Below are 24,612 nucleotides of genomic sequence, written 5' to 3'. Positions count from 1 at the left end.
AATCATGGCGAATTTGGACCAGCTATTCTATAGCGTTCGCTGCCCAATTTTGAGGGGCGGCGTGCTTTTTCCATAGGTAATCGAGATGGCTTTAGACACGGCAGACGTGGCGTATCAACTCCTCGGCGAGGGTGACATACCCCCAGTGCATGAGACGAATGCAGCGGGGACGTCCCCCTTCCTGCTCACTTCGGATCATGACGGCCGGCTGCTGCCGCGTTCGCTCGGCGATCTCGGCGTCGCCGAGAGCGAGCTGACGCGGCACATCGCCTGGGACATCGGCGTCGCCGGCGTCGCCGACCGGCTGGCCAAAATGCTCGACGCGCACCTGATTGCCCAGCGCTATTCGCGGCTCGTGATCGACTGCAACCGCCCGCCCGCCGCAGTCAGCTCGATTCCGGTGACTTCCGAGGCCACGGCGATCCCACGCAACGAGCGGATTTCCGAGCGGGAGCGCGACGCGCGGCGGCGCGAGATTTTCGATCCCTATCACGACCGCATCAACGCCGCGATCGACCGCCGCGTGCACGACAGGCGGCCGACGGTGCTGGTGTCGCTGCACAGTTTCACGCCGGCTTACGCCGGCGTCGCGCGGCCCTGGCACATCGGCACGCTCTACAACCGCGATACGGTGCTGCCGCACCTCCTGCTGAAGCACTTGCGTGCGGAAAGTGATCTCGTCGTTGGCGACAACGAGCCCTATGCGGTGAGCGACCTCACCGATTACACCATCCCCGTGCACGGCGAGGCCCGCGGTCTCGTCAACACCGGCATCGAGATCCGCCAGGATTTGATCGCGGACCAGTCCGGCCAGCAACAATGGGCCGAGCGGCTGGCGCGGATCTTTGGCGAGATCGAGGTGGAGTTGCGGGCGGAGAAGCTGGTCGGCTAGCCGCCGCGCGTTGCGACGAACAGGGCAAGCGCGGCGAAGATGGCGGCGATGCCCCACAGCACAAAGGCAATGCGGCCGCCGCCTCGTGCATCGAGCGTTGCTTCCGCCGGGTTGTCGGGATTGACGCGGACCTCGACGGTCGCACCGTCCTGATAGCGCGACAGCAGGCGTTGCAGCATCTTGTCGGAGGCCGGGGGCGATCCCGCAGCAACACGCGCGCATTCATTGGTGTAGCTGACGTTCTGATAGCGGTAGGTGTAAGATACGCGCTTGCCGAACATCTCGACACCGCGACTTTCACCGGGTTCGCGGGCTTCGTGATATTCCTCCATCTCCGACAATTTGATCGTGCCCGGCACCACCGGCCATCGCGACGCCATCGAAGCCTGCCGTCGCACGGCCAGCCCCATCAGCGCGATGACGAGGCCGAACGCTCCGAAGCCGACGACCAGCCCTGCGAGATCGGGCCGCCCGATGTGATGCGCGAGGAATTCGTAGCTCTGGTTGAGACCGAACGCCGAGCCGAAAATGATGGCAAGCACGATGGCCGTGCCGATGCCGAGACAGCCCCACAGGCCCTTGGGCAGATCGCGCTCCAGCACAGCCTGATCGGGATGGCGCGGGTTGTAGTAGACGGTGACGGTGCTGCCGGCGGGATATTTTGCGAGCTTCTCGGCCACCTGGAAATTGCCGAGATCTTCGCCGATGGAGATGCGGTTGTTGCGCAGCTTGCGGCCCCCGGCCGAATATTCGTAAGTCACGTTCGCGAAATTGCGGCTCTCGAGGCGATAGCCCTCCTCGCGATCGTCGTCGGAAACCCTGACCTCGCGCATCTCCGCGACCGAGGTGACGACCTTGCCGGGTACTTGCGGCCAGCTCCGCGCTTCACGCGCTTGCCAGGTCTTCACAACGGCGGCGACCAGAAGCAGCCCGAGCGGTGCGAGCAGCATCGCATAGACGAACCAGGGCAAATCGGGCACGGCCAAATTCCTTTGTCGGCGGCAATGCCCGATTGGACGCATCGCCGCCGACAAAGGTTCAACCCGCAGAGGCTCGAAAGCGGGCTACTTCGCCCGTGTCAGCGCCAGCCAGATGCCGCCGCCGATCATGAAGCCGCCGGAGACGCGCGACATCATGCGTGTGCGGCGGGCCGAAAAGAATTTCCGAGCGCGCCCTGCCGCGATGGCATAGAGCGCATCCGTCATCGCCGCAGTGACCATGAAGGTGGCCCCGAGCAGCGCGACCTGCGGGAAGTGGTCGCGGTTCATGTCCATGAACTGCGGAATGAAGGCGCCGAAGAAAATCAGCACCTTCGGATTCGACAGCAGCACCAGAAAACCTTGCAGGAAGAACCCGCCGCGCGGCGGCGCCGGCGGCTCGTCCACGTTGAGGCCTTCGACCGGCGCCCAGATCAGCTTGATGCCGAGCCAGATCAGATAGGCAGCACCGGCAAAGCGCACCCAGTCGAACCAGTAGCCCATGGTCGCCATCAGCGAGGTCAGGCCGACCGCGACGATGCCGATGACGATGGCGAGGCCCGCTTGCGCCCCCGCGACGTTGATCAAGGCCGAGCGCGTGCCGTGGCGCAGGCCATTGGCGATGACGAGGGTTACGATCGGGCCCGGCAGCAGCGCGAGCGCTATGCAGGCGGCGACGAAGGCGAGATAGGCTTGCATGGACATCATGGCGGAGACTCGCTGAGGGCGTTGCGGGTTATTAATGCATGGCGGAGACGGGAACGGAAGCTATGACTATGTGGAACGCGCGGGCCTCAAACACCGCCGTCATACCCCGCGAAAGCGGGGTATCCATTACGCCGCGGCTTATCCGTATCCCACGACCGTCTCTGGAATATTGGATCACCCGCCTCCGCGGGTGATGACGGCGGAGGAGGCGGCTCGATCGTGCCTTCCTCACCGCCCATCCAGCACAGCGACCATCCATCTCTTCATCTCCTGTGTTCCCAGGAACGCCAGCGTAGCGTGCTGCACCGCCATCGTCTCACCTCTACCCTGCGTCACCGCGACCAGCAGATCGCATCGCCGCGAGACGGCGATGCCGATCGCGGCGTGACGGACGCCGTCGGGCATGTCGAGATCATAATGCCTGGCACGACCACGCAGATCGCCGATGTACACTTCCTTTCCCGATGCCGTCGCGGCGAATCGCGGACTGATCAGATCGAGATCGGCAACACGATCGACCTCGTCGTCATCCGCGACGCCACGGTCGCAATTGCAGAAACCGAGTTTTGCGCGAACATAGAGTTCGGCGCCGGCACAGGTGCCATCGCAGCGGAACGCGCGGCCAGCGGGCCAGCCATCGCGCGGGAACGGCCAGGCGATCTCGCGCCAATGCACGGATTTCTCAGCCGGCGCGAGTTGATACGCCCCGACGCCGGACGCGCCGAGTGCGGCCACGACCAGTGCGATCGTCACCACGCGCCGCATGGCTAGTTCCGCGGCAGGCCGGCGGCGGCGCGCGCCGGTCCGGTCAACTCCAAAATGTGCAGGCCGGTATTGGCGCGGTCGACGATATAGATGTAGCCACGGTCGTCGGTCTCTACATTGTTGGTCTGGATCGCGACCTTGCACCGCGTCCCGCCTTCGATCGGAATGCAGCGCTTGTCGGTGGCCTGCGTGATCGCCGGGATGAAATAGCCGACCTCCTTGGGCTGGTAGGGATCGCGGATGTCGAGCGCACGCACGCCGGCATTGAAGAAGGCGATGAAAGCGATCTTCTTGTAGTAGACCGGCGCCATGCTCTCGTTCGACGAATGCGAGCCGAAACGGCCACCGCGCTGGCAGAACTGCCCGGTTGCTTCCGGCACGGTGTAGCTTGAGATCATCATCGGTCGCGCTTCGGTGGTGACGTCGGCGAACCACACCATCTGCCGCGCCTCGCCGCATTCGTTCAGGATCGCCTCGTCCACGATCATGACGATGTCGCGGGTCTTGCCGTCCTTGTCCTCGGCGAACTCGGCGACAGGCATGTCGAGCATCGGGAACGTGGTGTGCGCGCCGTTGAAGGCCGACATCGGCATGCGCGAAATCTCGGGATAGCGCAGATTGTCCGGCGTCGGCTCCTTGCCGCCGTTCAACAGCTTGTCGCGATCGACGATCTGCAAGATGCCGCCCTTGTTGGTGCCGTAGCCGAAATAGACGCGATTGCCGGCGGGGCCGGTCGAAATCGGCCCGTGTAGCTCGGTCGGCACCGCGCCGGTCGACCCGGGCTCCTGGCCAGGCAGGCCGAAGTCTCGGATTTTTTGGGGATGCGCGGGATCACTGAGATCATAGATTTGCGTCATGCGGCGCGTGCGCCAGTCCGGCGCGCCCGAGACGAGGTAGGCGATGCCGGTGTCGCACTCCCACCAGCTCTTGTGCGTGTCCTTCAATCCACCGATGCGGGTGATAAGCACGGGATTGGCGGGATCGGCGACGTTCCAGATCTCATGCGCCTCGCTGCCGAACGTGCGCAGCATATAGACCGCACTGGGATCTCCCTTCGGCAAGGACTTGCCGTCACAGACCCGCACCATCTGGGCGCCGCCGGATTCATACTTGCCCTCCTGCCCCGGCAGATGCCGCAGATATTTTGGATGCGCGGGATCGGTGACGTCGACGACCGAGGTTCCGTTCGGCTCGGCCTGCCCCGTCATCGGATTGACGGGGGCGGCCACGTCGTCGGTGCCGCCGTGATGGCCGATATAGGCGATCCAGCGGTCACCCTGATGATGAATGGTCGGCTGATAGGCGCTGCGCGCCTGGAGGTCGTTGGCGCCGACGAGCTTCATGTTGGAAGCTTCCGGCGGCGCGCCGATCGTCTGCTTCTGCGCGTGGGCCGTGGTGCTGCCGGCAAAAAGGACGAGGCAGGCAGCAAGTGGGACGCAACGGAGCATGAAGTCCTCCCGGAACCAATCTGCGTTGGCTGAGCTTCAAGGCTAGCACAACCAAATGCGCGCACCAAAAACACCACATGCAACCATTTGGTTGCCTATTATCCCGCCATGGATGAGGTCTTCAAAGCGCTCGCCGACGCATCACGACGGTCGCTCCTGGACAGGCTTCACGCCCGCAACGGACAGACATTGAACGAACTCTGCGAGGGCCTGGAGATGACGCGCCAGGCCGTCACAAAACACCTTGCGATCCTGGAAGAAGCCAACCTCGTCACGACCATCAAGCATGGCCGCGAGAAGCTGCACTATCTCAACCCGGTGCCGATCCATCAGATCGGCGAACGCTGGATCAAGAAATTCGAGCGCGGCAAGCTCGCCGCGCTCAGCGAGTTGAAACGCCAGTTGGAGAAGCGCGATGAGTAGACCGGAATTCGTCTATGTCACCTATATCGAGACCACGCCGGAAAAATTGTGGGAGGCGCTGACCAACAGCGCGTTCACCCGGCAATACTGGTTCGACACCGAGGTCCACTCCGACTGGAAGGTCGGCTCGCCCTTCGCATTGGTGATGAGCGGCACGACCACCGACACCGGCGAGATTTTGGAAGCCGATCCGCCGCGGCGGCTCGCCTATACCTTCAAGCACAAATTGATGGAGAACATGCGGAACGAACAGCCGACCAAGGTCGTCTTCACTATCGAGGCTTACGGCAATCTCGTGAAGCTGACGGTCACGCATGAAGGCTTCGCGGCAGGCAGCGAACTGCTCGACGGCATTTCCAGGGGCTGGCCTGCGATCCTGTCCGGGCTGAAGAGCCTGCTCGAGACCGGCAAAGCACCGGCGATCCCGCCGGCCGCGCTCGGCATCAAGGGATTTGAGTGATGAACCTCGAGCAGTTCAAGCCGCTGACGGTCTACACCATCTACATCGCCTCCACGCCAGAGAGGGTGTGGGAGGCGCTGACCTCGGCCGAATTCAGCCGCAAATACTTTTCCGGCTTTGCGGTAGAGATGGAACAGAGGCTCGGCGGCAGCTTCATCGTGCGCGCACCGGATGGCCCGGAGCACATCACTGGCGAGGTGTTCGAATACGATCCGCCGAACAAGCTCACCGTGACGTGGAACGTCAACTGGCCCGACCTCGTCGCAAAGCTCGGCACCACGCTCGTGACCTACGAGATCGAGCCCGCCGGCGAGGCCGTCCGCCTCACCATGAGCGAACGTCACGATCGCCCGCTCAGCGACGACATCCTCAGCGGCGGACGCACCGGCTGGCCCGCGATCCTGTCGGGACTGAAGAGCCTGCTGGAAACGGGCAAGGCGCCACAGATCACGATGGCTCCGCCGGCGCAGATGCTGGCGGCGTTGAAGGCGATGGGGATCAAGACGCCGTAGTCGCCGCCTTCGTCCCGGGGCGCGCTAAACGTGAGCCGGGACGACATCGAAGTTGGGCGACAGGGCGAGGATGCAGCGAGAAGGAAACCCGAGGAACGAATGGTACCGCCTACCCCCTTGCCCGCAGCTCGCGCCGCAGCACCTTTCCCGTGGCCGTCATCGGCAAGGTCTCCGCGAACTGCACGAAGCGCGGGTACTCGTGGGCGGCGAGTTGCACCTTGACGAATTCCTGGATCTCGCGTGCGAGCGCATCACTTGCTGCAAAGCCGGGGCGCAGCACGATCCAGGCCTTGATCGATTCCGTGCGGATCGGATCGGGAATACCCACGACGGCAGCCATCGCTACCGCGGGATGCTTCATCAGCGTGTGCTCGATCTCGGACGGGCCGACGCGATAGCCGGCGGTGGTGATGACGTCATCCTCGCGGCTGACGTACCAGAAATAGCCGTCCTCATCCTGCACCCCGAGATCGCCGGTGAGCAGGAATTCACCGGCATATTTCTTCGCCGTCGCCTCCGGATTGCGCCAGTACTCGATCATCGTGCACGGGCACGGCTGACGCACGCCGATAATGCCACGCTGCCCGCGCGGCTGCTCCTCGCCCTTGTCGTTGACGATGCGGACGTCGAAACCCGGCGTCGCCTTGCCCATCGAACCGGGGCGGATCGGAAACAGGTTCGAGTTGCTGCCGATCACGAGATTGCACTCGGTCTGGCCGAACACCTCGTGCGCGTCGATGCCGAACGTCTCGCGCACCCAGCCCAGGAGTTCGCCACCAAGCGATTCACCGCCCGTAAAAATGCTGCGTAGCTTGACGCCGGAATGCTTCACGCCGGCCTGCCGCATCAGCTTCAATGCCGTCGGCGGCAGGAAGACGTTGCGGACGCTGAGATCCGCCATCATCTGCATCGCCGCCTGCGGCTCGAATTTGCGCGCGCGGTGGCCGACCAGGGGAATGCCGTGATACCAGAACGCGAACAGGCCGTTGACGAGGCCGCCGATCCAGGCCCAGTCCGCCGGCGTCCACATGAGATCGCCGGGCCGCGGCAGGAAGTTGTGACACATCTCCACATTGGGCAGATGGCCGAGCACGACGCGATGCGCATGCAGCGCACCCTTCGGGTTGCCGGTCGTGCCTGAGGTATAGATGATGAGCGCGGGATCATCGGCCGAAGTTTCCACGGTCGCAAATTCCTCGGACGCGGTTTCGATCGCCGACCAGAACGGCTTGGCACCGGCGTGAACGGCGCCGCTTGTGACATAGATGTCTTGCAGGTAGGGCAGCCGGTCGCGGACCTTTGTGAGCTTCTCCCAGCCGGCCTCATCGGTGATGATCGCCCTGGCTTGTGAATTCGACAATCGGAATTCCAGCGCGTCCTCACCGAACAATGCGAACAGCGGGATCGAGATCAACCCGGAGCGGAACGCGGCCATGTGCGCGATCGGCAATTCCAGCGACTGCGACAGAAACACCGCGACGCGGTCGCCGCGCGCAAGCCCGTCCGCCCTCAATACGTTGGCGAAGCGGCGCGACATCTCGGCAACCTCGTCGAAGGATGTGCGCGTGGTCGCGCCGTTCTCGTCGACATAGACCAGCGCGAGGCGGCCAGTGCCGTCGGCATGACGATCGCAGCACGCCTCCGCCATGTTGAAACTCGCCGGAACGTGCCAGCGGAAGTTGCGGTAAAGCTCGTCGTAGGTTGCGGCTTCGGTGAGCATGGCTGGTCGTTTCCCGGCGACGGCGTCGTGGCCGGGCTTGTCCCGGCCATCCACGCGCTTGCTTCTTGCAGCCAGTTTAAGCTCGTGGATGCCCGGGACAAGCCCGGCCATGACGGCAGAGTGCGTGGTTACCGCAGCGTCCGGAAGAACTTCCTGACCTCGCCGACATACAGCTCCGGCTGCTCGAATGCGGCGAAGTGCCCGCCCTTCTCCATCTCGCTCCAGTGCGTGATGTTGTGGAAGTTCGGCTCCATCCAGCGCCGCACCGGCGTGATGATCTCCTTGGGGAACACCGCTACGCCTGTCGGCACCTTCACGACCGGCGTCGTCCGGCGCTTGCCAAAGCTTTCCCAATAGAGGCGCGCGGAAGATGTCGCCGTCTCCGTCACCCAATAGAGCATGACGTTGTCGAGCAGCTCGTCCTTGCCAAGGATGTTCTCGGGATGGCCGTTGCAATCGGTCCAGGCCCAGAACTTTTCGAGGATCCAGGCCGCCTGCCCGCTCGGGGAATCCGTCAGCCCATAGCCGAGCGTCTGCGGCCGGGTCGATTGCTGCTTCGAATAGCCGGAGTCGAGGTCGACATAATGCTTGAGCCCGGCCAGTGCGCGCCTCTCCTCCGCCGTCGGCTCGCCTTCGACCTTCGGCGCTGCGTTGAAGGCGAGCGTGACGTGGATGCCGGCGCAATGCTCGCCGTCCTGCATGCCGAGCGAGGTCGTCACCGCCGAGCCCCAGTCCCCGCCTTGCGCGCCGTAGCGCGGGTAGCCGAGCCGATCCATCAGCTTGGCCCAGGTCGCGGCGATGCGGTCGACGCCCCAGCCGGTGGTCGTTGGCTTGGCAGAGAAGCCGAAGCCCGGCAGCGACGGACAGACGACGTGGAAGGCAACCGCCGGATTGCCGCCATGGGCGGCGGGATCGACCAGCGGCGCGATCACCTTCTGGAATTCCACGATCGAACCTGGCCAGCCATGAGTAATGATGAGCGGCAGCGCCGCCGGCTCCTTTGAGCGCACATGCAGGAAGTGGATGTCGAGCCCATCGATCTCGGTGGTGAACTGCTCGAAGCGATTGAGCTTTGCTTCGCGCGTCCGCCAGTCATAGCCATCAGCCCAGTAGCCGCAGATCTCGCGGATCCATTTCAGCGGCGCGCCCTGGCTCCAGTCATCGACCAGCTCCGCCTCCGGCCAGCGCGTGCGGGCAAGACGTGATTTGAGATCGGCGAGGATGTCGTCGCTGACGTCGATGCGGAACGGTTTTATGGCGCCGGTCATCGGTTGCCCCCCGGTTTCTTCGTCATTCCGGGGGGCGCGAAGCGTCGAGCCCGGAATCCTAGCCCGTCAACGCAGCCTTCACCAAGCCACTGGCCTTGCCGAAATCCATCTGCCCGGCGTACTTCGCGCGCAAGGCCGCAATCACCTTGCCCATGTCCTTCATGCCGGCCGCGCCGGTCTCGGCGATCACGTCCGAGATCGCCTTCTTCACGTCGTCATCCGACATCTGCTTCGGCAGGTAGGCCAAGATCACCGCGATCTCCTCGCGCTCTTGCGCTGCGAGCTCGGCGCGACCGCCCTTCTCGTAAAGCTCGACCGACTCCTGGCGCTGCTTGATCATTTTCTGGAACACGCCGAGCAGGTCGGCATCCGACAGCGGCGGTTTGCCGTTGCCGCGCGCCTCGATATCGGCGTTCTTGATGGTCGAGTTGACCATGCGTAGCGTGGAGAGCTTTCGCTCCTCCCTGGCCTTCATGGCCTCCTTGACCGCATTGTTGATGTCGTCGCGCAACATGGCCGTGATCCCTTCGAAATCCGACGCCTGATCTAGGCCGTTCGCGGCCTCCAGACAACCTAGCTGCTCACCCATTCGACCAGCGCCCGTGCCGTCGCCTCGGGCTGTTCCGGCTGCGGCAGGTGCCCGCAATTCCCGAGAACGACAAGCCTGGCGCCGGCAATGCCCTCCGCCATCTCCTTCGAAAGCGCGTTGGGAATCGTGTTGTCCTGATCGCCCGTCAGCACCAGCGTCGGGCATTTGATCGTCGCCAGGGTCGGCCGCGAGTCCACGCGCGCGATGATCGCGGTCTGCTGCCGGAGATAGCCTTCCACGCCGACATCGTCGCCCTGATCATGCACGAGCTGGCGAATTTTGGCGTCGTCGCGGCGCGACGGATGCACGAGCTCCGGAAACATCTCCTCGCGCGCCGCGCGCAGCTCGCCGCGCTTCGCCCGTGCCATCACGCCGCGGCGGCGCTCGGTCGCTTCCGGCGTGTCGGGCCGCGCCTGGGTGTTGATCAGCGCGAGCCTTGTCACGCGTTCAGACGCCTGGCGCATGACCTCGAGCGCGATGTAGCCGCCCATGGAATGACCGGCGAGCGCGAAGCGCCGCGGCGCCTCGCTCAGCACGCGCCGGGCGATCGCGCTCATGCTGTCGTCGCGGATATGGTTGGCGACCATCACCGGGCCGAACCGCCAGAGCGCGGGAATGACCGGCGCATAGATCCGGGCCGAGGAGGCCAATCCCGGAACCAGCACAATTGGGGGTCGTCTGGTCCATTATTGCCTCCGAAGCACCGGAATTTGCCGGAAATTATGCCGCCGAGCTTAAGTGCCTGGGGAGGCCTGTCAAATATGCAAAAACGCATGTGAATCCGCGCTCTCCCGCTTTGACGGCGGCGCCCGCGGAGACTATGAAGCCGGCTCATGACACAACATGATAACGCCGCCGCCTGGCCGGACCACAAGCCGACCGCGCTCCTCGTGCTCGCCGATGGCACGGTGCTCGAAGGCTTTGGACTCGGCGCCGAAGGACACGCCGTCGGTGAAGTCTGCTTCAACACCGCAATGACCGGTTATGAGGAGATCTTGACCGATCCCTCCTACGCGGGGCAGCTCATCACCTTCACCTTCCCGCATATCGGCAATGTCGGCACCAATGAGGACGACATCGAGACGGTGAACATGGCCGCGACGCCCGGCGCGCGCGGCGTGATCCTGCGCACCGCGATCACCGATCCCTCGAACTATCGCGCGACCAAGCACCTCGACCAGTGGCTCAAGGCGCGCGGCATCATCGGCCTCTCCGGCATCGACACCCGGGCGCTGACAGCGCTGATCCGCAACAAGGGCATGCCCAACGCGGTGATCGCGCACGCCAGGAACGGCGAGTTCGATCTGCACGGCCTCAAGGAAGAGGCGCGCGAATGGCCGGGGCTCGAGGGCATGGACCTCGTGCCGATGGTTACCTCCGGCCAGCGCTTCACCTGGGACGAAACGCCCTGGGTTTGGAACGAGGGCTTTGGCCGCAGGGAAAACCCGGAGTTCAACGTCGTCGCCATCGACTACGGCATCAAGCGCAACATCCTGCGCCTGCTGGCCGGCGTCGGCTGCAAGGTGACGGTGGTGCCGGCGACGACCTCGTCTGAAGATATTCTGGCGATGAAGCCGGACGGCGTGTTCCTGTCCAACGGTCCCGGCGATCCGGCGGCGACCGGCAAATACGCGGTGCCGGTGATCCAGGACGTGATCAAGTCGGGCACGCCGACGTTCGGCATTTGCCTTGGCCATCAGATGCTCGGCCTTGCCGTCGGCGCCAGGACCAGGAAGATGCATCAGGGCCATCACGGCGCCAATCATCCCGTGAAGGACGAGACCACCGGCAAGGTCGAGATCACCTCGATGAACCACGGCTTTGCCGTCGACGAGAACACGCTGCCGACGGGCGCGACGCAGACCCACATCTCGCTGTTCGACGGCTCCAATTGCGGCATCCAGCTCGACGGCAAGCCGGTGTTCTCGGTGCAGTACCACCCCGAGGCCTCGCCCGGCCCGCGCGACTCGCACTATCTGTTCCAGCGGTTTGCCGACCTGATGCGGCAGACGAAGAGCGTGTAGGGCGTGCTCTCGTGCAATGGTCTTCACAGTATCGAGCCCGGGCCTTTAGTCCCGGGCCTTTTTCGTCATTCCGGGGCACGCGAAGCGCGAGCCCGGAATCCATCGGGCAGCAGGCGCTGCGGCGTGATGGATTCCGGGTTCGACGCTGCGCGTCGCCCCGGAATGACGGGAGGTGGCGACGGAAGGAACGTCGCTCAACGCCGCTCGTTGATCCCTGTTTTTCGCAAGCAGGAGCCCCTTATGTCCGTCGTCCGCGACCATGCCGAGCCGCTCGCCATCGTGTTTGGGGATGACGGGCTCGTGCCGAACAACATCCTCCCCTTCCTGGTCTACCAGGGCGCGGTGAAGCTCGACGCGAGGCATCCGGAAGAGACCATCGAACACCTGTTCGGCGAGAACGGCTGGGGCGGGACGTGGCGCAACGGCGTCTTCGACTATCTGCACTATCACGCGACGGTGCACGAAGTGCTCGGCGTCGCGTGCGGCAGCGCCCGGGTTCGCTTCGGTGGCGATCACGGCCAGGAGCTGGAGATTTCGGCCGGCGATGTCGCGATACTTCCAGCCGGCACCGGTCACCAATGCATCAAGGCGAGCGGCGACTTCTGCGTAATCGGCGCCTATCCGCCGGGATCGCAGATGGAAATCACGCGGCCGACGCCGGAGAACCATGCCAAGGCGCTGAAGACGATTCCGAACGTCGCGCTGCCGCCGGCCGATCCGGTGCGAGGCAAGGATGGCGCGCTGATGCGGCTGTGGCGGAGTTAGCGACGCTTGTCCGACAAACTCGCCGTCGTCCCGGCGAAGGCCGGGACCCATACCCCCAGGGAGAAGTTGTGGCGCGAGATGCGCGATAGCGAATCTTCGCCAAACTACCTTTCGTGGCTATGGGTCCCGGCCTTCGCCGGGACGACATTGTGGAGGCATTTGCGCCCAACGTCCTCTACGCCTCGTTGCCGCCTTCCTGGCGGGTGGCCTCGAACAGGAACCAGGTGCGGCGCTCGGTCTCGTCGATGAAGATTTCGAGGATGCTGGCGCTGGCGACGTCGCCGGCCTCGTCGCAGACGTCGTGCGCCTTGCGCATCGCGCTGGCGACGTGCTTGTTGTCCTGCATCAGTTCGCGCAGCATCTCGCGCGGCGGGACGTAGTCCTCGTTGTTGTCCTTGATGGTCTGGAGCTTGGCGACCTGGCCGATCGACTTCAGCGTTGCACCCCCGATCTTGCGGACACGCTCGGCGAGCTGGTCGGTGGTGGCGAAGATTTGGTCCGACTGCTCGTCGAGCAGCAAATGATAGTCGCGGAAATGCCGGCCGCTGATGTGCCAGTGGAAATTCTTGGTCTTGAGATAAAGTGCGAACGCGTCGGCCAGAAGCACGTTGAGCGCCTCCGAAACCTTGTTGACCGCGTGGGGCGCCAGATCGGTGGGCGTATCGAGGTCGGGCGAGACCTTGTTGGGGGCTTTGCTCACGGGAAACCTTCCTGTTAGGACGCGGACATTGACGGCGCGCCGTCGCACCCCTAACGCAAGGCGGGCAGCGCCGGTTCCTTCGCCGGAACCGTTTGGCCGGGACCTTCAGATACCATGGACGATTGGATCGATTATTACGACTCCACGCATACGATCTATGTCAGCAAGTTGCATCGCGATTTGCACTTCCAGATCATTGCGCGGGACATCATCGGCTACATCTCCTCACCCGAGGCGACCGTGCTCGACTATGCCTGCGGCGAGGCGCTGTCGGCGAGCCAGGTGGCATCCGCCTGCGGCAAGCTGATCCTCGCCGAGCCCGCCCCCGGCGTGCGCGGCCGGCTGATCGCGCGGTATGCCCCGAACACCAAGATCCGCGTCCGCTCGCTCGACGACGTGCGCAAGATGCCGGACCAGTCCATCGACCTCGTGGTGATGAACTCGGTCGTGCAATATATGACGTCCGACGAGCTCGACGCCGCGCTCCGCAACATCCGGCGATTGTTGACCCCATCCGGCAAGCTGGTGCTCGGAGATATTTTGCAGCCCAATGTCGGCATGGGCCGGGACGTGATGGCACTGCTCAGCTTCGGCCTGCGTCACGGCTTCTTGAAGGATGCGCTGGTCGGGCTGATCAGCACCGCGCTGTCAGACTACCGTGATCTGCGCTCGCGCATCGGGCTTCAGCGCTACAGCGAGGACGAGATCACCGCGAAGTTGTCGGCGGCCGGATTCGCGGCCCAGCGCGCCCACGCCAATATCGGCCACAATCGCTGGCGCATGACCTTCATCGCGCGGCCGCCCCTGGTCCGTTAAGCTTAACAATTGGCTGAGGTGGCTTGTCGCAGCCGGATCGGCAATGATCGCCGTGGCCCGGTGGCGGAAGCGTCAACGCGGGAGCAGTGCATCGCTCTTTATCCTGGTTCAAATCCAGGCCGGGTCTCCAGCCTTCGCGGCTGACGCCGCTTCGGCTCGGCAAGCCCTCATCTTCAGTCCACGTCGACCACATCGCACTCGGACAGAAGCTGAAGCCGATCGGCGTCCTTGGCGGCGGAGTTGATCACGGCGTCGAGCAAGCCCGGGAAGCGCGCTTCCAGATCCTCGCGGCGAAGGCGCATCAGGCGGCTGGTCCCCACCACGCGCGTCTGCATCAGCCCGCATTCGCGCAGCTTGGCGAAGTGATAGGCGAGGTTCGACTTGCCGCCGAGCCCGCTGAAATCGCCGCAACGCAATTCGCTGCTGACACGTTCCTGCTGGGCGAGTTGGTAGACGATTGCCAACCGGATCGGATCGCTCAGGCAATCCAGAACCATCGGCAGTTCGATCTGCTCGCGGGTGGGGTGGAGAGGCGTGCGGCTCATGTCCGGGATCATAGCGAGGTGGTCACGATGTTCAATAGTTCTTGAACCAATTGACTCTCTGATCCCAGCGATCGATAGTTCAATAAACATTGAACATAGGGACCTTTCCAAATGAGCGTGTTCTGGTTGGCCTTGGCGGCATTCGCGATTGGCACGGAAGGCTTTGTCATTGCAGGGCTTTTGCCCATGATCGCCACTGACCTCGGGATTTCGGTCTCCGCCGCCGGCCAATTGGTCACCGCCTACGCCCTCACCTATGCGGTGGGCTCGCCCATCCTGGCCGTGACGCTGAACAATGTCGACCGGCGCACGCTGCTTGCCCTGGCGCTGTCGACTTTCATCGCCGGAAACCTCGTTGCGGTGGCGGCCTCGGGCTACGCCCTGCTGCTGGCATCGCGGATGCTGATGGCGCTGGGGGCGGGACTGTGCATGCCGACGGCGCTCGCCGTGTCGGTGGCCATCGCCTCGCCCGAGCGGCGCGGCCGCGCGGTGGCGCTGGTCACCTCGGGCCTTACGGTCGCGACCGTCGTCGGCGTCCCCCTCGGCAATCTCGTCGGCAGCCTGTTCGGCTGGCGCGCGACCTTTGCCATGGTCGCGCTGCTCGGCGCAGTCGCGCTGGCGGGCCTGCTTTTTGGGCTCCCCCGGGGCCTTCCCAAAAGCACGGCCTCGCTCGCCGAACGGCTGGCCGTGGCGCGTCACGGCAACGTCCTGATCGCGCTCCTCATCACGATATTATGGGCACTCGGCGGCTTCACCATGTTCACCTATTTTGCCGTCCCGCTGCACGCGCTGGGCTTCGACGCCTCGCGCATCAGCCTCGCGCTCCTGGTTTTCGGCGCGGCCGCCGCGATCGGGAACATGCTCGGCGGCCTGTTGGCCGACCGGCTGGGCATCGTCGTCACGGCGGCGCTCGGCCTAACCGGCATGGCCTGCGCGCTTTTCCTGCATTCGTTGGTGCTGAAATTCCTCCCCGACCAGGCGCATTATGCGATCCTGGGCGCGATCTTCCTCTGGGGCATTTCCGGCTGGGCGTTCTATCCGGCCCAAGTGGCCAGCATCATCCGGATCGAGCCGCAGGCCTCGATGATCGCGCTCTCGCTCAACGCCTCCGCGATGTATCTCGGCTTCGCCATCGGCGGCGCCCTCGGCGGCGCGGTGCTGGCGACACTCTCGCCGACCGACCTCGGCTGGATCGGCGGATCGAGCGTGATGGCCTCGCTCCTGGTGCACCTCGCCCGTGGCTGGCAGGCCCGGCCAAAACCCGTCAAAATTGCTGGTTGATTGGCGTCTTTCGGGGTTTCGCCGTCCCGGAAACTGGTCTAAGACCCACCCGCGCGCGAGGGGAGACCCCGCGCTCTCGGCTTAAGGGGACGCGCGGCAAGCGCGCCCTTTTTTTGTGCCCAAAATCCAGCCCGTGAGCGGTGATGCCCAAACGAAACGACATCTCGACCATCCTGATCATCGGCGCCGGTCCCATCGTGATCGGCCAGGCCTGCGAGTTCGACTATTCGGGCACCCAGGCCTGCAAGACGCTGAGGGAAGAGGGCTATCGCATCGTCCTCGTCAATTCCAACCCGGCCACCATCATGACCGACCCGGAATTGGCCGATGCGACCTATATCGAGCCGATCACACCCGAGATCGTCGCCAAGATCATCGAGAAGGAACGCCACGTCATTCCCGGCGGCTTCGCGTTGCTGCCGACCATGGGCGGACAGACCGCGCTGAACTGTGCGCTGTCGCTGCGCCGGCAGGGCACGCTCGAAAAGTTCGACGTCGAGATGATCGGCGCCACCGCGGATGCGATCGACAAGGCCGAGGATCGTCAGCTTTTCCGCGAGGCCATGACCAAGATCGGGCTTGAGACGCCGAAGTCGCGGCTCGCCAACGCCTCGGCCCTGAAGAAATCCTATCGAGACAAATACCACGCCGAGCGCGAGAAGCTGTCCGGCGCAGCTCTCGAAGAGGTCGAGCGGCAATGGACGCTTGGTGAAAGCGACCGCCGCAAGCGTTATCAGGAATATGCGCTCGGCCAGGCGCTGATGGCGCTCTCCGAAATCGGCCTGCCCGCGATCATCCGTCCCTCCTTCACGATGGGCGGCACCGGCGGCGGCATCGCCTACAACAAGGAAGAGTTCCTCGACATTATCGAGCGCGGCCTCGACGCGTCTCCCACCAACGAAGTGCTGATCGAAGAATCCGTGCTCGGCTGGAAAGAGTTCGAGATGGAGGTGGTGCGCGACAAGAAGGACAATTGCATCATCGTCTGCTCGATCGAGAACCTCGATCCGATGGGCGTGCACACCGGCGATTCCATCACGGTAGCGCCGGCGCTGACGCTGACCGACAAGGAATACCAGATCATGCGCGACGCCTCGCTGGCGGTGCTGCGCGAGATCGGCGTTGAGACCGGCGGCTCCAACGTGCAGTTTGGCGTCAACCCGGAAGATGGCCGCATGGTCGTCATCGAGATGAACCCGCGCGTGTCGCGATCGTCCGCGCTGGCCTCCAAGGCCACCGGCTTTCCGATCGCCAAGGTCGCCGCCAAGCTCGCGGTCGGCTACACCCTGGACGAGATCGCCAACGACATCACCGGCGGCGCGACGCCGGCCTCGTTCGAGCCGACCATCGACTACGTCGTCACCAAGGTGCCGCGCTTCGCCTTCGAGAAATTCCCGGGCGCATCGACCACGCTGACCACGTCGATGAAGTCGGTCGGCGAGGTGATGGCGATCGGCCGCACCTTCCAGGAGAGCCTTCAGAAGGCGTTGCGCGGGCTCGAGACCGGATTGACCGGCCTCGACGAGATCGAGATCGAAGGTCTCGGCCGCGACGACGACAAGAACGCGATCCGCGCCGCGCTCGGCACGCCGACGCCGAACCGACTGCTCCAGGTCGCCCAGGCCATGCGGCTCGGCTGGTCGAACGAGGACATCTTCCATTCCTGCAAGATCGATCCGTGGTTCCTCAGCGAGATGCGTGGCATCGTCGACATGGAGGAGAAGGTCCGCAAGAACGGCCTGCCGGGTAACGCCTTCGCCATGCGCACGCTCAAGGCCATGGGCTTCTCCGACGCGCGGCTCGCGGTGCTCGCGGAGACGACGGAAGCCGGGGTGACGGCGAAGCGCCGCGCGCTCGGCGTCCGCCCGGTGTACAAGCGCATCGACACTTGCGCGGCCGAATTCGCCTCCCCCACCGCGTACATGTATTCGACCTACGAAGCCCCGTTCGCGGGCGCGCCGGCGGACGAGAGCGCGCCGTCGGACAAGAAGAAGGTCATCATTCTCGGCGGCGGGCCGAATCGTATCGGCCAGGGCATCGAGTTCGACTATTGCTGTTGTCACGCCTGTTTCGCGCTGCATGACGCCGGCTACGAATCCATCATGGTCAACTGCAACCCGGAAACGGTGTCGACCGACTACGACACGGCCGACCGGCTCTATTTCGAGCCGCTTACCGCCGAGGACGTGCTGGAGATCATCGCGACCGAGCGCCGCAACGGCACGCTACACGGCGTGATCGTGCAGTTCGGCGGCCAGACCCCGCTGAAGCTCGCGCATGCGCTGGAAGCCGCCGAAGTGCCGATCCTCGGCACCTCGCCCGACGCCATCGATCTGGCCGAAGACCGCGACCGCTTCAAGCGCGTGCTCGACAAGCTTCGTCTCAAGCAGCCGAAGAACGGCATCGCCTATTCGGTCGAGCAGGCGAGGCTCGTCTGCGCCGATCTCGGCCTGCCGCTGGTGGTGCGCCCGTCCTACGTGCTCGGCGGCCGCGCGATGCAGATCATCCGCGAGGAGAACCAGCTCGGCGACTATCTGCTCGGCACGCTGCCGGAGCTGGTGCCGGCCGACGTCAAGGCGCGCTATCCGAACGACAAGACCGGGCAGATCAACACCCTGCTCGGCAAGAACCCGCTGCTGTTCGACCGCTATCTGTCCGACGCGACCGAGATCGACGTCGATTGCCTCTGCGACGGCAAGGACACCTTCATCGTCGGCATCATGGAGCACATCGAGGAAGCCGGCATCCATTCCGGCGACTCCGCCTGCTCGCTGCCGCCGCACTCGCTCGATGCCAAGATGATCGAGGAGCTGGAGCGGCAGACGCGTGAGCTGGCGCTCGGCCTCGACGTCGTCGGCCTGATGAACGTGCAGTACGCGATCAAGGACGGCGATATCTACGTGCTCGAAGTCAATCCGCGCGCCTCGCGTACGGTGCCCTTCGTCGCCAAGGTGGTCGGCACGCCGGTCGCGAAGATTGCCGCCCGCGTCATGGCCGGCGAAAAGCTCGCCGACTTCAAATTGAAGAAGGCCGACCTCAAGCATGTCGGCGTGAAGGAATCGGTATTTCCGTTCGCCCGCTTCCCCGGCGTCGACACCGTGCTCGGCCCGGAGATGCGCTCGACCGGCGAGGTCATGGGCATCGACCGCTCCTTCGCGGTGGCGTTCGCCAAGAGCCAGCTCGGCGGCGGCACGCGGGTGCCGCGCAAGGGCACGGTGTTCGTCTCGGTGCGCGAGAGCGACAAGATCCGCATCACGGAAGCCGTGCGCCTGCTGCACTCGCTTGGCTTCAAGGTGCTGGCCACATCCGGCACGGCGCGCTTCCTGACCGACCAGGGTATCCCGACCGAGAAGGTGAACAAGGTGCTGGAGGGCCGGCCGCACATCGTCGATGCCATCACCAACGGCGATATCCAGCTCGTCTTCAACACCACCGAAGGCCCGCAGGCGCTCGCCGACAGCCGTTCGCTGCGGCGCGCGGCCCTCTTGCATAAAGTGCCGTATTACACCACTCTTTCCGGGGCCGTGGCGGCTGCGCAGGGCATCAGGGCCTATCTGGGCGGGGACCTTGAGGTTCGTACCCTGCAGAGCTATTTTTCGGACACCTGATCATTAGCAGCGGCTAAGCTTCCGCTAAGTGATTGGCGATGAAGCCACAATGGCCGGAGGAACTGTCCGGTCGTGGGGCAGTTCTGTTCCGTTGCCAAGCCCCTATCTGTCAACGTCCGGCGGCCCATGTCTTGAGCCTCGGAAGACCGACGAATCAAGGTTGTGGGCGCCCATCCGTGTTATGGGGCGCACGATCGAAGGACGAGAGAGAAGATGGAAAAGGTTCCGATGACGGCGGGCGGCTTTGCCGCGCTCGGGGAAGAATTGAAGAAGCGCCAGTCGGAGGACCGTCCGCGCATTATCGAGCATATCGCGGAGGCGCGCTCACACGGCGACCTCTCGGAAAACGCGGAATATCATGCCGCGAAAGAAGAGCAGTCTCACAATGAGGGCCGCATCGCCGAGCTCGAGGACAAGCTCGCGCGCGCCGACATCATCGACATCTCGAAGCTGTCCGGCGACACCATCAAGTTCGGCGCCACCGTGACGCTGGTCGACGAGGACACCGAGAAGAAGACGGTGTGGCAGATCGTCGGCGAGGTCGAGGCCGATGCCAAGAAGGGCCGCATCTCCATCACCTCGCCGCTCGCGCGCGCGCTGATCGGCAAGAAGAAAGGCTCCTCCGTCGAGGTCAACGCACCCGGCGGCGCCAAGGCGTATGAGATTACCAAGGTGGAGTGGCGGTAATTTTTGGCCGTTGCAGCAGACGATGAATTGAAAAGTGCGCGCCCTCGCGCGGCCTTTTTGTTTCTGCATGTTGCTGGGCGCTTCTTCACCTCGCCCCGCTTGCGGGGAGAGGTCGACGCGCTCGGAGAGCGCGGCGGGTGAGGGGGACTCTTCGCGAGTCGCATTCTCACCGTGATTGTGGAGGCGGCCCCTCACCCCAACCCTCTCCCCGTAAGAACGGGGAGAGGGAGAGATGCAGCGTGCCTACCGTCGCCCCTTCACATCCAGCGGCACGGCTGCTTCGTACTTGGAGTTATGCAGCACCAGCGAGGTCCGCACGTTGCGCACGTGGGGCGCGGCGGTCAGGTGCGTGACGAAATCCTGGAAGGTCGCCATATCGGGCGCGACGCATTTCAGGATGAAGTCGACTTCGCCCGACAGCATCCAGCATTCCCGCACCAGGGGCTCGGCGCGGACGAACTCCTCGAAGGCGCGCAAATCCGCCTCGGCCTGGCTGGAGAGGTGCACCGCGGCGAAAACCGTGACGTCGAAGCCGAGCTTTCGCGCATCCAGGAGCCCCCGATAGCCGTGGATGTAGCCCTCCTCCTCCAGCGCCCGGACGCGACGCAAGCATGGCGGGGGCGAAATGCCGACCCGCTTGGCCAGCTCGACATTGGTGATTCGACCGTCGGCCTGGATCTCGGCGAGAATTTTGAAGTCGATCTCGTCTAGGTTCCGCGACACGTGATTGGAACTCCTGGCCTACGGCGGTTTCGGGTGGGTTTCTCGCAATCCTCATAACCAGTCTCGGTCAAAGGAGCAATTTTATTGCGCGTGCAGCGCAATCGACTTTTGTTCCTTGTTGGAAAAATCCGCCGACAGGGAATGCAATTCTTGCATAGCTCACCAGAAGGCTTAGATTAGCTCTGATATTTCAGCGCTTCCGCGAGGCCTCCCGGCACTTTCCGCGCCCGCGCTGCAAATCCCCCGTGAAAGGCGTCCGCTAAAATGTCCGCCCCTATCCATGCAAAGGTCGTCATCATCGGCTCCGGCCCTGCCGCGTACACAGCGGCGATCTACGCCGCGCGGGCGATGCTCGAGCCGATCCTGATCCAGGGCATCCAGCCGGGCGGCCAGCTCACCATCACCACCGACGTCGAGAACTATCCGGGCTTCGCCGATGTGATCCAGGGCCCCTGGCTGATGGAGCAGATGGAGAAGCAGGCGCTGCACGTGGGGACCCAGATCAAGACCGATCTGGTGACCAGGCTCGACACCTCGCTGCGGCCATTCCGCCTCACCTGCGACAGCGGCGACGTCTACCTCGCCGAGACCGTCGTTCTGGCGACCGGCGCCCAGGCGCGCTGGCTGGGGATCTCCTCCGAGGAGACCTTCAAGGGCTTTGGTGTCTCGGCCTGCGCCACCTGCGACGGCTTCTTCTACCGCGGCAAGGAAGTGATCGTGGTCGGCGGCGGCAACACCGCGGTCGAGGAAGCGCTGTTCCTGACCAATTTCGCCTCGCAGGTGACGGTGGTTCACCGCCGCGACCATTTCCGCGCCGAGCGCATCCTCCAGGACCGTCTGTTCAAGCATCCCAAGATCAAGGTGGTCTGGGAAAGCGCCATCGACGAGATCTGCGGCGAGGCGAACCCGGGCAAGGTGACCCATGTCCGCCTCAAGAACGTCAGAAGCGGCGCGCTGACCGAGCTGAAGGCCGACGGCGTCTTCATCGCCATCGGGCATGCGCCGGCGACCGAGCTCGTCAAGGATCAGGTCAAGCTCAAACCGTCGGGCTATGTCGAGGTCGCCCCGAACTCGACCGCCACCTCGGTACCCGGCCTGTTCGCCGCCGGCGACGTCGCCGACGAGACCTATCGCCAGGCCGTGACGGCTGCCGGCCTCGGCTGCATGGCGGCTCTCGAAGCCGAACGATTCTTGGCCCTGCGCGCCAGCGAGCGCGCTGCAGCGGAATAAAGATCATGGCTCGAACACGCGACGGATTTACGGATATGGACTGGGACAAGCTGAAGGTGTTTCACGCGGCGGCGGAAGCGGGCAGCTTCACGCATGCGGGCGAGCAGCTCGGCCTGTCGCAATCGGCGGTGTCACGCCAGGTCTCCGCGCTGGAACAGGAACTCTCGGTCTCGCTGTTCCACCGCCACGCCCGCGGCCTGATCCTCACCGAGCAGGGCGACCTCTTGTTCCGCACCGCGCATGACGTGTTCATGCAGCTCCAGGCGGCGCGCGCCAAACTGACCGACAGCCGCGAGCGGCCGAGCGGCGATCTCAAGATCACGACCACGCCCGGCGTGGGCATCAACTGGCTGATCCCGCGGCTCGGCGAATTCACCGCGCTCTATCCGGAGATCCGGATTTCGTTGATCGTCACCGACGAGGAGCTCGACCTCTCGATGCGCGAGGCCGATGTCGCGATCCGGACCCGCAAGCCGACACAGCCGGATCTCATCCAGCGCAAGCTCTTCGCGATGGGCTTCCACGCCTATTGCTCGCCGGACTACATCAAGCGCTTCGGCACGCCGCGCACGCTGGAAGAGCTCGACGCACACCGCATCATCACGCTCTCCGACGGCACCTTCGCGCCGCATCTTCAGAACCGCAACTGGCTGGTCGAAGCCGGCCGCAACGGCTCGGGTCCGCGCGAGGCCTATTTCAGGGTGAACAACATCCTCGGCCTGGTGCGCGCTTGTCAGCAAGGCCTCGGTATCGCCGCGCTGCCGGATTACCTGATCGAAGAACAGAGCCGCCTCGTGCAACTGTTCGGCGAGTCCGACTCGATCCAGCTCGACACGTATTTCGTCTATCCCGAGGAGTTGAAGACGGTCGCACGTGTGCAAGTGTTCCGCGACTTCGTGGTGAGCAAGGCGCAGCGCTGGCCTTCCTGATTTCCGCATGTCTGACATGCGACCTCGGCGGTTGCTGCATGGCGCTGGCCAAGCTCATAATGTTTGCACGCTGAGCCTTCGCGTTGCGCATTTGTCCCCCTCCTCCAGTGGCGCGGGAGTTCAGTAATCCCTCTTGGAAGGTGATTGTGTCGGCCTCACGTGGCCAATACCTTAAGCCGGGCTCGTTCGAGCCCGGCTTTTTTTTGGCTAATTCGGCTTTCGCCTTCCGCGTGTATTGACAGTTCCACGCGTGCCCCGCATCATTTGCGAATGATCACGAAGTCGTGCGCAATCGTTTCGAAAAAAGGCCCCCAACCGGGGACCTCGGATTTTTGCGCGCGCTAGCCAAGCTTCGTCATCGTCGCAATCTTCGAAAACCCCGCCGCCTGGACGGGGTTTTTTCATGTGCCCTCCGTCTCAGGTCGTCTTGAGAAGGAGAAGGAACATGACCGACCTACGAACTCATTTGCACGGGCTCTGGCTGCCGCTGGTGACGCCGTTTCGCGATGGCCATCTCGACGAGACGTCGCTGCGGCGGCTGACGCGGCACTATGGCGGACAAGCCGTCGACGGCTTCATTCTCGCCGCCACCTCCGGTGAAGGCATGACGCTGAGGGACGCCGAGCTCGAACGTCTCGTCGCCATCGTGCGCGACGAGATGGCGGCCGGCCGCCGGACCTTGCCGATCTGCCTCGGACTGTCAGGTGCGGACACGTCGCGGCTGAAGGAGCGTCTCGACGAGACCGCGGACTGGCCGATCGACGGCTATTTGATCGCGAGTCCCTCCTATGTGCGGCCATCGCAACGCGGACTGCTGGCGCATTTCGAGGCGCTCGCCGATCACGCCGCCTGGCCGCTTGCGCTCTACAACATTCCCTATCGCACCTCGGTCAACATCGCCAACCAGACGCTGCTCCGGCTCGCCGAACATCCGAACATCGTCGGGCTGAAGGATTGCGGCGCGAGCCGCGAGCAGTCGATCGCATTGCTACGCGACCGTCCCGAGGGTTTTCGCGTGCTCACCGGCGAGGACGCCAATTATCTCGAGGCACTCTGCGACGGCGCCGACGGCGGCATCGTGCTGTCCGCACATGTCGAGACCGCGACGTTCGCAGCGGTCCATGCCGAGCTCAAGCGCGGCAATCACGATGCGGCGCTGGCGCGTTGGCAGGAGGTCGCCGAGCTGACGCGTCTGCTGTTCGCGGAGCCCAGCCCGGCGCCTGCGAAGTACTGGCTGTGGCGAAGCGGCCTCATCGACAGCCCCGAGGTGCGCCTGCCGATGGTGGAGGTCAGCAGCGAGCTCGCCGCCACGCTCGATCGCGAGATCGAGCGGCGGATGAGAGTTGCGGCCTAGTTCTTCGTCTCCACGCACGCTGCTATCCCTTCTCCCCTTGTGGGAGAAGGTGGCATAGGCGGCCTTCGGCCGCCGTTCTTAGAACGCCGATGCTTTGCATCGGCTATGGCGCCGGATGAGGGGTCTCTATCCGCGTGCTCACTGCTCCAGATGAATTCGCGGAGAGAGACCCCTCACCCGTCTTCGAT

The 24,612-nt window shown here is 64.2% G+C and carries 24 protein-coding genes; 13 read left to right on the top strand and 11 right to left on the bottom strand.

Features of this window, described 5'->3' with window-relative positions; translation table 11 throughout:
• Positions 1-85: 85 nt before the first annotated feature.
• On the top strand, positions 86-892 hold the full coding sequence (locus IVB18_RS05195; protein ID WP_247988193.1) for an N-formylglutamate amidohydrolase: 807 nt from the start codon (positions 86-88) through the stop codon (positions 890-892).
• Here IVB18_RS05195 and IVB18_RS05190 read toward each other — a convergent pair.
• From IVB18_RS05190 to IVB18_RS05175, 4 genes are all read right to left on the bottom strand, one after another.
• Positions 889-1,872 carry a DUF3592 domain-containing protein gene (locus IVB18_RS05190; protein ID WP_247988192.1) on the bottom strand — a complete coding sequence of 328 codons (984 nt, stop codon included), beginning with the start codon at positions 1,870-1,872 and terminating at the stop codon, positions 889-891. The genes IVB18_RS05195 and IVB18_RS05190 overlap by 4 nt on opposite strands.
• 84 nt (positions 1,873-1,956) lie before the next feature.
• Positions 1,957-2,577 (bottom strand): LysE family translocator, encoded by a 621-nt coding sequence (locus IVB18_RS05185; RefSeq protein WP_247988191.1) that lies wholly within the window; start codon positions 2,575-2,577, stop codon positions 1,957-1,959.
• A gap of 228 nt (positions 2,578-2,805) precedes the next feature.
• Positions 2,806-3,342, bottom strand: a complete 537-nt coding sequence (locus IVB18_RS05180; RefSeq protein WP_247988190.1) for a hypothetical protein — start codon at positions 3,340-3,342, stop codon at positions 2,806-2,808.
• Positions 3,343-3,344: 2 nt separating this feature from the next.
• Positions 3,345-4,790, bottom strand: coding sequence for a hypothetical protein (locus IVB18_RS05175; protein WP_247988189.1), 1,446 nt, complete (start codon positions 4,788-4,790; stop codon positions 3,345-3,347).
• Between the two features lie 108 nt (positions 4,791-4,898).
• Between IVB18_RS05175 and IVB18_RS05170 the strand changes: the two genes are divergently transcribed.
• Genes IVB18_RS05170 through IVB18_RS05160 form a run of 3 tightly spaced genes read left to right on the top strand, consistent with a single transcriptional unit; the run spans position 4,899 to position 6,185 of the window.
• On the top strand, positions 4,899-5,213 hold the full coding sequence (locus tag IVB18_RS05170; RefSeq protein ID WP_247988188.1) for a metalloregulator ArsR/SmtB family transcription factor: 315 nt from the start codon (positions 4,899-4,901) through the stop codon (positions 5,211-5,213).
• Positions 5,206-5,673 (top strand): SRPBCC family protein, encoded by a 468-nt coding sequence (locus IVB18_RS05165; protein WP_247988187.1) that lies wholly within the window; start codon positions 5,206-5,208, stop codon positions 5,671-5,673. The genes IVB18_RS05170 and IVB18_RS05165 overlap by 8 nt, the downstream gene beginning before the upstream one ends.
• A complete protein-coding gene (locus IVB18_RS05160) occupies positions 5,673-6,185 on the top strand; it encodes an SRPBCC family protein (protein WP_247988186.1) in 513 nt (170 codons plus the stop codon). The genes IVB18_RS05165 and IVB18_RS05160 overlap by 1 nt, the downstream gene beginning before the upstream one ends.
• 109 nt (positions 6,186-6,294) lie before the next feature.
• On the opposite strand, the gene IVB18_RS05155 is transcribed toward IVB18_RS05160, so the two are convergent.
• The 4 genes from IVB18_RS05155 to IVB18_RS05140 all read right to left on the bottom strand — a co-directional run bounded on the left by IVB18_RS05155 (position 6,295) and on the right by IVB18_RS05140 (position 10,430).
• A complete protein-coding gene (locus IVB18_RS05155; RefSeq protein ID WP_247991560.1) occupies positions 6,295-7,905 on the bottom strand; it encodes an acyl-CoA synthetase in 1,611 nt (536 codons plus the stop codon).
• A gap of 128 nt (positions 7,906-8,033) precedes the next feature.
• Positions 8,034-9,173 (bottom strand): epoxide hydrolase family protein, encoded by a 1,140-nt coding sequence (locus IVB18_RS05150; protein WP_247988185.1) that lies wholly within the window; start codon positions 9,171-9,173, stop codon positions 8,034-8,036.
• A gap of 58 nt (positions 9,174-9,231) precedes the next feature.
• Positions 9,232-9,687, bottom strand: coding sequence for a GatB/YqeY domain-containing protein (locus IVB18_RS05145; RefSeq protein WP_247988184.1), 456 nt, complete (start codon positions 9,685-9,687; stop codon positions 9,232-9,234).
• 59 nt (positions 9,688-9,746) lie between these two features.
• Positions 9,747-10,430: an alpha/beta hydrolase gene (locus IVB18_RS05140; RefSeq protein ID WP_247991559.1), complete on the bottom strand. Its 684-nt coding sequence runs from the start codon at positions 10,428-10,430 to the stop codon at positions 9,747-9,749.
• Positions 10,431-10,595: 165 nt separating this feature from the next.
• Between IVB18_RS05140 and carA the strand changes: the two genes are divergently transcribed.
• Both carA and IVB18_RS05130 read left to right on the top strand, forming a co-directional pair.
• Positions 10,596-11,786, top strand: coding sequence for a glutamine-hydrolyzing carbamoyl-phosphate synthase small subunit (gene carA / locus IVB18_RS05135; protein ID WP_247988183.1), 1,191 nt, complete (start codon positions 10,596-10,598; stop codon positions 11,784-11,786).
• A gap of 240 nt (positions 11,787-12,026) precedes the next feature.
• Complete coding sequence (locus tag IVB18_RS05130; protein WP_247988182.1) at positions 12,027-12,551, top strand: hypothetical protein; 525 nt, start codon at positions 12,027-12,029, stop codon at positions 12,549-12,551.
• 175 nt (positions 12,552-12,726) lie between these two features.
• On the opposite strand, the gene IVB18_RS05125 is transcribed toward IVB18_RS05130, so the two are convergent.
• Positions 12,727-13,251 carry a DNA starvation/stationary phase protection protein gene (locus tag IVB18_RS05125; RefSeq protein WP_247988181.1) on the bottom strand — a complete coding sequence of 175 codons (525 nt, stop codon included), beginning with the start codon at positions 13,249-13,251 and terminating at the stop codon, positions 12,727-12,729.
• Between the two features lie 114 nt (positions 13,252-13,365).
• Between IVB18_RS05125 and IVB18_RS05120 the strand changes: the two genes are divergently transcribed.
• Entirely contained in the window at positions 13,366-14,067 is a 702-nt protein-coding gene (locus IVB18_RS05120) for a class I SAM-dependent methyltransferase (protein ID WP_247988180.1), read from the top strand.
• A 173-nt stretch (positions 14,068-14,240) separates the two neighbouring features.
• Here the strand turns inward: IVB18_RS05120 and IVB18_RS05115 are convergent, their stop codons facing one another.
• Positions 14,241-14,612: a helix-turn-helix transcriptional regulator gene (locus IVB18_RS05115; protein ID WP_247991558.1), complete on the bottom strand. Its 372-nt coding sequence runs from the start codon at positions 14,610-14,612 to the stop codon at positions 14,241-14,243.
• A gap of 111 nt (positions 14,613-14,723) precedes the next feature.
• Here IVB18_RS05115 and IVB18_RS05110 point away from each other — a divergent pair, with 111 nt between their 5' ends.
• From IVB18_RS05110 to greA, 3 genes are all read left to right on the top strand, one after another.
• Positions 14,724-15,893 carry an MFS transporter gene (locus tag IVB18_RS05110; protein WP_256476705.1) on the top strand — a complete coding sequence of 390 codons (1,170 nt, stop codon included), beginning with the start codon at positions 14,724-14,726 and terminating at the stop codon, positions 15,891-15,893.
• A gap of 143 nt (positions 15,894-16,036) precedes the next feature.
• On the top strand, positions 16,037-19,501 hold the full coding sequence (gene carB / locus IVB18_RS05105) for a carbamoyl-phosphate synthase large subunit (RefSeq protein WP_247988179.1): 3,465 nt from the start codon (positions 16,037-16,039) through the stop codon (positions 19,499-19,501).
• Positions 19,502-19,714: 213 nt separating this feature from the next.
• On the top strand, positions 19,715-20,188 hold the full coding sequence (gene greA, locus IVB18_RS05100) for a transcription elongation factor GreA (protein ID WP_247988178.1): 474 nt from the start codon (positions 19,715-19,717) through the stop codon (positions 20,186-20,188).
• Positions 20,189-20,431: 243 nt separating this feature from the next.
• Here greA and IVB18_RS05095 read toward each other — a convergent pair whose 3' ends face one another.
• The gene (locus IVB18_RS05095) at positions 20,432-20,911 is read right to left on the bottom strand and encodes an Lrp/AsnC family transcriptional regulator (protein WP_247439793.1); all 480 of its coding nucleotides are present in this window, start codon (positions 20,909-20,911) and stop codon (positions 20,432-20,434) included.
• Between the two features lie 264 nt (positions 20,912-21,175).
• Here IVB18_RS05095 and trxB point away from each other — a divergent pair, with 264 nt between their 5' ends.
• The 3 genes from trxB to IVB18_RS05080 all read left to right on the top strand — a co-directional run bounded on the left by trxB (position 21,176) and on the right by IVB18_RS05080 (position 24,424).
• Positions 21,176-22,141 (top strand): thioredoxin-disulfide reductase, encoded by a 966-nt coding sequence (gene trxB, locus IVB18_RS05090; RefSeq protein ID WP_247988177.1) that lies wholly within the window; start codon positions 21,176-21,178, stop codon positions 22,139-22,141.
• Positions 22,142-22,146: 5 nt separating this feature from the next.
• Positions 22,147-23,070, top strand: a complete 924-nt coding sequence (locus IVB18_RS05085) for a LysR family transcriptional regulator (RefSeq protein WP_177196285.1) — start codon at positions 22,147-22,149, stop codon at positions 23,068-23,070.
• 445 nt (positions 23,071-23,515) lie between these two features.
• The gene (locus IVB18_RS05080; RefSeq protein ID WP_247988176.1) at positions 23,516-24,424 is read left to right on the top strand and encodes a 4-hydroxy-tetrahydrodipicolinate synthase; all 909 of its coding nucleotides are present in this window, start codon (positions 23,516-23,518) and stop codon (positions 24,422-24,424) included.
• Positions 24,425-24,612: the final 188 nt, after the last annotated feature.

This window comes from Bradyrhizobium sp. 186 (assembly GCF_023101685.1).
GTDB lineage: Bacteria > Pseudomonadota > Alphaproteobacteria > Rhizobiales > Xanthobacteraceae > Bradyrhizobium.
Note: the sequence above shows the minus strand (reverse complement) of the source record. Positions and strands in the feature narration are given on the sequence as shown.